The following is a 6,874-nucleotide window of genomic DNA, read 5'->3' as shown; positions in this document are numbered from 1 at the left end:
AATAATTCAAGTGAATTTGTTTGAAAGAAGAACTTTAAAAGCTTTATTTTCACCCGATAAAATACCCATAAAACAAGAGGAAGCTCAAATGAGCTTCCTCTTGTGAAAAATTGTGGGACAGCAGTGAACCCGAAGGTCCTCTTTGATTAATACTTAATTTTGACAGATTAGTACAGTAATTGGTTGTGATCGATTAGATCTTGTAAAGTCACATCGGTATTTTTCAAAGTGAGTAATTCAACTTTATCGACACATTTGGGCTATGACAACCATTTGTATAAATATCGCCCCTTGGTAGAGAGCGCATTTATGCAATTAAAAACATGGCGAGATATCGTATTTCTTATGCAAAAAGACAGCGTCATTTAAAGCAGAACTTCAAATAAACTTTATCATGATGTGACTAAAAGCTTCATGACGGCACACCTTACACGTCGGACTGTCTTTAAGAATTCATTTCTTCCCAAAGCCACAGTTTTTTGTCTTTTCATGGTTTCGCATTTTTTCTTTGAGGAATGACTAGAGTGCTTATAAATCTGAAATGATATGCCTACAGCATTTTGTGTCATATGCGCCATCGGTATAGCTAGAATTCATTGGCTCACTAGGTGAAATTTATGCAAGTAAGTTTTCTAGTACTTATGAACTGCTGACATTGTTGTCATGAGCTGAATTGTCCATGTTTGCAATGTTTTCAGCATCTATACCAATACGAAGTTTACGCCATTGTCGTCGACCTTCAGACTGATGTTTATTAGGTTTCGATTCACCTTCAGCTAATAACTTCAAACCTATAGAGTCAACAAGTAGATGTAGTCCATCAGAACTTTTTTGATAGCTAATCGCAATATCAATATGTTTTTATCTCCTGCTGAATGACCAGTCATAATTTCCCGACTTTTGATGTTACTTGATGGAACACAACTAGAAATAAAAAAGGAAATGCCCAAGCATTTCCTTTTTTAAGTCAAACAAATCAGTTTTAGAAGTTTTCGGGGTTCTCTAAACGACGAACTTCTTGCACTTTTTCTGGGTTATGTACCGCAGCTACACCATCATCTGCTTTAGTATCTATTAACGCTTCTGGGTTATAAACCGTAATAGTTTCATTACCATGGATATCTTCACCCACAATATATTGGAAGCCCTTTTTATTCATTTTATGGCACATTCTTTGGTACCAACCTTTAAAGCCTTTGGTTTCTTCATTGGGATTGTAATAAAAAGCATTCATCACAGCAGGTAAACCTAGACCACACACGAGCCCCGACATTAATACCGCAATAAATGTATATCCAATCAAAATACTACTGTATTCACTGAGTTCAGGAATATTGGCAACAGCAAGGATTAGGGCCAATGAAATACCGCCACGAACCCCACCCCAGGATAAAATCGCAAGACTACCGTTATAGCTTTTTTTGCGGAAACTTGGGAAGAATGCAAAAGATAAATAGTTTGCTGCAAAGCGCGATGCATGCAAAATAATAAACGCCACCATACCGCCTAAAATCAAGCTGATACTTAAATCTAAGATAAATAACTCAAGACCGATCAGGGTAAATAAAAAGGAATTGATGATTCCTTCCACGGTATGCCAGAAATGATTGACTTCCCGAATTTCACGATCTTGAAGGATTTCTTTCCATTTATTGCCAACAATCAAACCACCAATGACGCATGCAATTGGTGCAGATGCATGGGCGAATAAAGCGACTAGATAAGAACCACTTGCCAACAACGCTGTGGTTAAAATCAAGGACTCCATTTCATGTTTACCGCGGAGTAAACGTAAAATCCCTAAACCAAATGCCCAACCAATAATGATTGCAACAACAATTTCATATAACAGTGTTTCAAGCGTACCAAGGACGGTAAAATGCTCACCTTGCAAGACATTGAGTAAAGTCATAAACACGGCAATACACATGGCATCATTAAAGAGAGATTCGCCTTCTAATTTCACCATCAAATGATGTGGCGCACGTACCGAACTTAGTACACCTTTGACCCCAATCGGGTCGGTCGCACCTAAAGCCGCACCTAATAATAACAACACCAATAAATCAACATGATGACCAATTAAGAACTGATAACCATATAAGGCAACACCAAAAAACACCGCACAAAGCACCAAGGCAATACTGGCCAATATACTGATCGGCTTCCAATGCAAACGTAAATCTGAAACTTTAAATTTCAAGGCAGATGAGGTCAAAATAAAACAAATCACGCCATTAATTAAAAAGTCATAAAAGTCGATATGACGAACGGCCTCTTCAATATTGTGCAAATTAATCGTCACAAATTGATTGCCATTGAGCAGGCTTGCGCCCCATTGCAAAATAAAGACAAAAATTGCAGAAACAATAGGAACACCTATGGCTTGTGGAAAGCCCAAGATACGTTTATTAAAAATCGTGGTTGCAATCGAAAGTGCAAAAATAACGGTAAAAACCTGTAGAAAAAAATAATTTCCCATTTTGTTCCCAATTTTGGTGCTGTGTTGCCTACAGAGTGAGATATAGGTATTTTTAAAATAAATACTAAATTATTTAGTATTTAAAAATAAAATATTCTAACGAATTTTATCTAAATTCCGTGTATCAATTCAGTTTTTTTCACATCTTTTATCAAGATCATTTAACATAGCAAGCCTGCATAGATTTTATGCATTTTCATCATCTACATGATTTCTCCTATGCATCAGACTATTAAAACTGTTTTTCGACTCTTTTTTGCTGCGGTGATCTTTATCATTACGGCGGCCCTGATCCTCACTTGCTATAGCAAGTCACAGGAAATTTTACGTGCTGAGCACTATTTTAGTCAGGCAAAAACGATCTCACTGGATTCAACACCCAAAGAACAATTGGTTTTGGTCTCCAATAATGAATCACCCGATCGTGCGATTTTTATCATGCTGGCGAATAATGGTTATCTTGCCAAACTGAATTGTGAAAACTATGCACAAGATATTTGTCTCGATGAATTTAATCAGCAACACACCCGACAAATTCAACACCTCGATTTACTGAAAATCGGACAATTTCAATATATCCAAAATGTGAGTTTCACCAATAGCCGCACTGGACAAAAAAAACAATTACGCTATAGCGATGCCCAATTAAAACAGTTCTATCAAAACGATATTTCAGGCCTTAAATATACTGTTTTTGGCGTGGCTTTATTTGCATTTGCCGCATTGTATGTCAGCTATCGTATTGTTCGAAACTTCAAATCATTTCTCAACAAATAAGCTTCAATCTATTTTTCAATGAAAAAAAGAGGATGTTTGCATCCCCCTTTTTTTGTTTTAAATGGCTTGATTAAAGGTATCACAGCTATTGATATTGCCTGATTTCAACCCTGTCTGGAACCATTTCATACGTTGTTCACTGGTTCCGTGCGTGAAGCTATCTGGGACCACTTGCCCAGTTGCACTTTTCTGTAAATAGTCATCACCAATCTTATGTGCAGCGTCCATCGCTTCTTCTACATCACCCTGCTCTAAAAATTGGGTACGCTGTTGATTATGATGCGCCCAAATACCCGCAAAGCAGTCTGCTTGTAGTTCTTGCATGACCGAATAACGATTACCTTCAGCTTTAGACGCTTGCGCACGCGCCTGCTGAACTTGCTCAGAAATACCTAAAATCGTTTGGATATGATGTCCAACTTCATGGGCAACCACATAGGCTTGCGCAAAATCACCCGCCTGATCTTGACGACTCAATTCAGTTTGATTTTGTTCACCCGTAATGCCCATTTGCGTACGCATATCTTTAAAGAATGCAGTATCAATATAAACCTTCTGATCTGCTGGGCAATAAAAAGGCCCCATTGCCGCTTGTGCTGTACCACAACCTGAATTGACCACACCATTAAACATAACCAATTTAGGCGCTTTATACTGAGCATTTAACTGTTCTTGAAAGACTGTATTCCACGTATCTTCCGTATCGGCCAAAACAGTGCCAACAAAATCCATCGCTTCTTGTTGTTCCGGTGTTGGATTATCCAGACCTTTGACTTCAGCCGTTTGACCCTGTGAAGTCACTTGTTTAGTCGCCTGATAAGCTTGCTGCGGATCGACACCAAAAAACTTCCACGCAACAAATGCCACAACCAAACCGAGAATACTGATCCCACCCGCTTTTGCACCGCCACCACCGCGACGGTCTTCTACGTTTGAACTAACTCTTCGACCTTTCCAGCGCATAGTGATCTTCCTTATATAAAATAGTTGATATCCGTGCGTTTACAGATTAATCCTTTTGCGACTTTGGCCATACTTTTTGAACTAAAGATACGACGCACAGCACGATTAAACCTGCAATAAAACCTGTCACTAAATTGATTAAAGTCGGTGTTAATGCACCCACAATACTGCCAACTGTAGGAATATGTTCTGCATAATCTACAGAGCCTTCAATAAAATGGTGTAGCAAAGGTACACCATGGGTAATGATGCCACCACCCACTAAAAACATGGCAATCGTACCTACAATGGTCAATGTCTTCATCAACTTAGGTGCAAATGCCAACAAACCTTGTCCAACGGTCTTTTTAAATTGTGACGCTTGTTGAGTGAGATAAAGTCCTAAGTCATCAATTTTGACAATCATCGCGACAAAACCATAAACACCAACGGTCATTAAAATTGCAATCACCGAAAGCACCATGACCTTGGTCCCAAATGCCGCAGTTGCAACCGTGCCCAACGAAATCACCACAATTTCAGCAGATAAAATAAAATCGGTCCGGATGGCACCTTTGACTTTTTCTTTCTCAAAAGTCACCAAATCCGTTTCAATATTAGTCATCTCTTCACGAGCAACTTCTTCTGTTTTGGCTTTTTTATGATGCAAACTATGCAGAACTTTTTCCACGCCCTCATAGCATAAGAACAAACCACCAATCATCAATAGTGGTGTAATCAGCCAAGGTGCAACCACACTGATCAATAAAGCAGCTGGAACCAAAATTAATTTATTAACAAAAGAACCTTTGGCCACAGACCAAACAACTGGAAGTTCACGATCCGAACGGACACCACTGACTTGTTGCGCATTCAGTGCTAAATCATCTCCAAGGACACCCGCTGTTTTTTTGGCTGCCATCTTACTCATGACAGCAACATCATCCAGCACAGTTGCAATATCATCAAGTAAGATTAATAAGCTACTCGCCATTATTTTTATCCTTTAGGCATTTTTTAATATTCTAATTCTATTTAACGCTAAAATTGTATTTAGTTTTTTAATAATTAACAAAATATTCACCCATTTTTCAGTCAATTGTGCTGTGTCAGTAACAATCAAAAATAGAATGCCGTACAATGGGGACATTCTTTGAAAATCAGCCGTAGCTTTGACTACCACTTTGGAACAGATAATGAGTACTCAAGATAATCGTCCAGTGATTTTGACTGGCGACCGTCCGACTGGACAATTACATTTAGGTCATTTTGTAGGTTCTTTACGTTCACGTGTAGGTTTACAAGATTCGCATCATCAACATCTTCTTTTAGCTGATGCTCAAGCCTTAACTGATAATGCTGATAACTTCGAAAAAGTTCGTCGCAATATTATTGAAGTCGCAACCGATTATCTTGCTGTAGGAATTGACCCAACCAAAACCACGATTTGCGTTCAATCATGCTTACCAGCATTGAATGAATTGACCATGTTATATTTGAACTTTGTGACGGTTTCTCGCTTAGAGCGTAATCCAACCATCAAATCTGAGATTCAAATGCGTGGATTTGAGCGTGACATTCCTGCAGGTTTCTTATGCTACCCAGTGGCTCAAGCTGCCGATATTACAGCGTTTAAAGCATCTGTCGTTCCTGTCGGCGAAGACCAAATTCCAATGATTGAACAAACCAATGAAATTGTTCGTCGTTTAAATCGTCAAATTGGTCGTGACGTACTTCCTGAATGTAAAGCTTTACTCTCTAATGTAGGTCGCTTGCCAGGTTTTGATGGTAAAGCAAAAATGTCTAAATCTTTGGGCAATACTATTGTGCTTGACGCAACTGATAAAGATATCAAGAAAGCTGTTAATGCAATGTATACCGATCCAAATCATTTACGTATTGAAGATCCAGGTCAAGTTGAAGGTAACGTCGTATTTACTTACCTCGATGCATTTGACCCTGATAAAGAAGCTGTTGCAGAGCTGAAAGAACACTATCGCCGCGGTGGCTTAGGCGACGGTACTGTGAAAAAGCGTCTTGAAGGCGTGCTAAAAGAGCTGATTGGCCCGATCCGTGAACGCCGTTTAGAATTGCAAAAAGACCCTGACTACATCATGGATATTTTAAAAACTGGTACCGATAGATGCCGTGATATTACCCAACAAACGTTGGATGAGATTAAATCTGGATTGGGTGTGTTCCACTTCTAAATTTAAAAAAATTCCATAAAATTAAGCCTTTCCAATGTGAAAGGCTTTTTTTTACAGGCACTTTTTATGAAGGTATTCACAAAATCTCCTTAGTTTTAACGTTAGGTAACATCACTTAACGTGAACACCAATGAAATGACTGACCGTTCACTCTATTATCTACTTATGTTTTAGGAATACCTAAATTCATAACATTTCTCCTTTACCGAACCTGTGTAAACAGATTCGTTGTTATACGCAATGAACACCCCAATCATTGCGTATTTTTTTGTCTGAAAATTGGCTAAGAAGAATTAAATATCCTCTATTGAAACAATAAAAAAACCCGCATTAAGCTAATGCCAGTCAGTTAAGCAAATTTTAGTAAAATGTAGTAAAAATGAGTGTATGTAAATACGCTCATTTTTTTATGTCTTTATCTGAACATTTAGAATCCACTCTTGAACATTCTCTCCCATCACTC

The 6,874-nt window shown here is 38.4% G+C and carries 5 protein-coding genes and 1 pseudogene; 2 read left to right on the top strand and 4 right to left on the bottom strand.

Annotated elements, in window-relative coordinates; all coding sequences use genetic code 11:
- Positions 1–428: 428 nt before the first annotated feature.
- A pseudogene (locus tag FTT98_RS18205) lies at positions 429–861 on the bottom strand (transposase); the annotation flags it as partial.
- Between the two features lie 121 nt (positions 862–982).
- Positions 983–2,482, bottom strand: coding sequence for a sodium:proton antiporter (locus FTT98_RS16930; protein ID WP_180042274.1), 1,500 nt, complete (start codon positions 2,480–2,482; stop codon positions 983–985).
- Positions 2,483–2,701: 219 nt separating this feature from the next.
- On the opposite strand from FTT98_RS16930, the gene FTT98_RS16925 reads away from it, so the two are divergent.
- Entirely contained in the window at positions 2,702–3,259 is a 558-nt protein-coding gene (locus FTT98_RS16925; RefSeq protein WP_180042272.1) for a hypothetical protein, read from the top strand.
- Between the two features lie 57 nt (positions 3,260–3,316).
- Here the strand turns inward: FTT98_RS16925 and FTT98_RS16920 are convergent, their stop codons facing one another.
- Positions 3,317–4,222 carry a neutral zinc metallopeptidase gene (locus FTT98_RS16920; protein WP_180042270.1) on the bottom strand — a complete coding sequence of 302 codons (906 nt, stop codon included), beginning with the start codon at positions 4,220–4,222 and terminating at the stop codon, positions 3,317–3,319.
- A gap of 46 nt (positions 4,223–4,268) precedes the next feature.
- A complete protein-coding gene (locus tag FTT98_RS16915; protein WP_180042268.1) occupies positions 4,269–5,195 on the bottom strand; it encodes a DUF808 domain-containing protein in 927 nt (308 codons plus the stop codon).
- A 202-nt stretch (positions 5,196–5,397) separates the two neighbouring features.
- On the opposite strand from FTT98_RS16915, the gene trpS reads away from it, so the two are divergent.
- On the top strand, positions 5,398–6,411 hold the full coding sequence (trpS, locus tag FTT98_RS16910) for a tryptophan--tRNA ligase (protein WP_078193010.1): 1,014 nt from the start codon (positions 5,398–5,400) through the stop codon (positions 6,409–6,411).
- The last annotated feature ends 463 nt before the right edge of the window (positions 6,412–6,874 follow it).

The organism is Acinetobacter sp. YH12039, assembly GCF_013420015.1.
GTDB classification, from domain to species: domain Bacteria; phylum Pseudomonadota; class Gammaproteobacteria; order Pseudomonadales; family Moraxellaceae; genus Acinetobacter; species Acinetobacter amyesii.
Note: the sequence above shows the minus strand (reverse complement) of the source record. Positions and strands in the feature narration are given on the sequence as shown.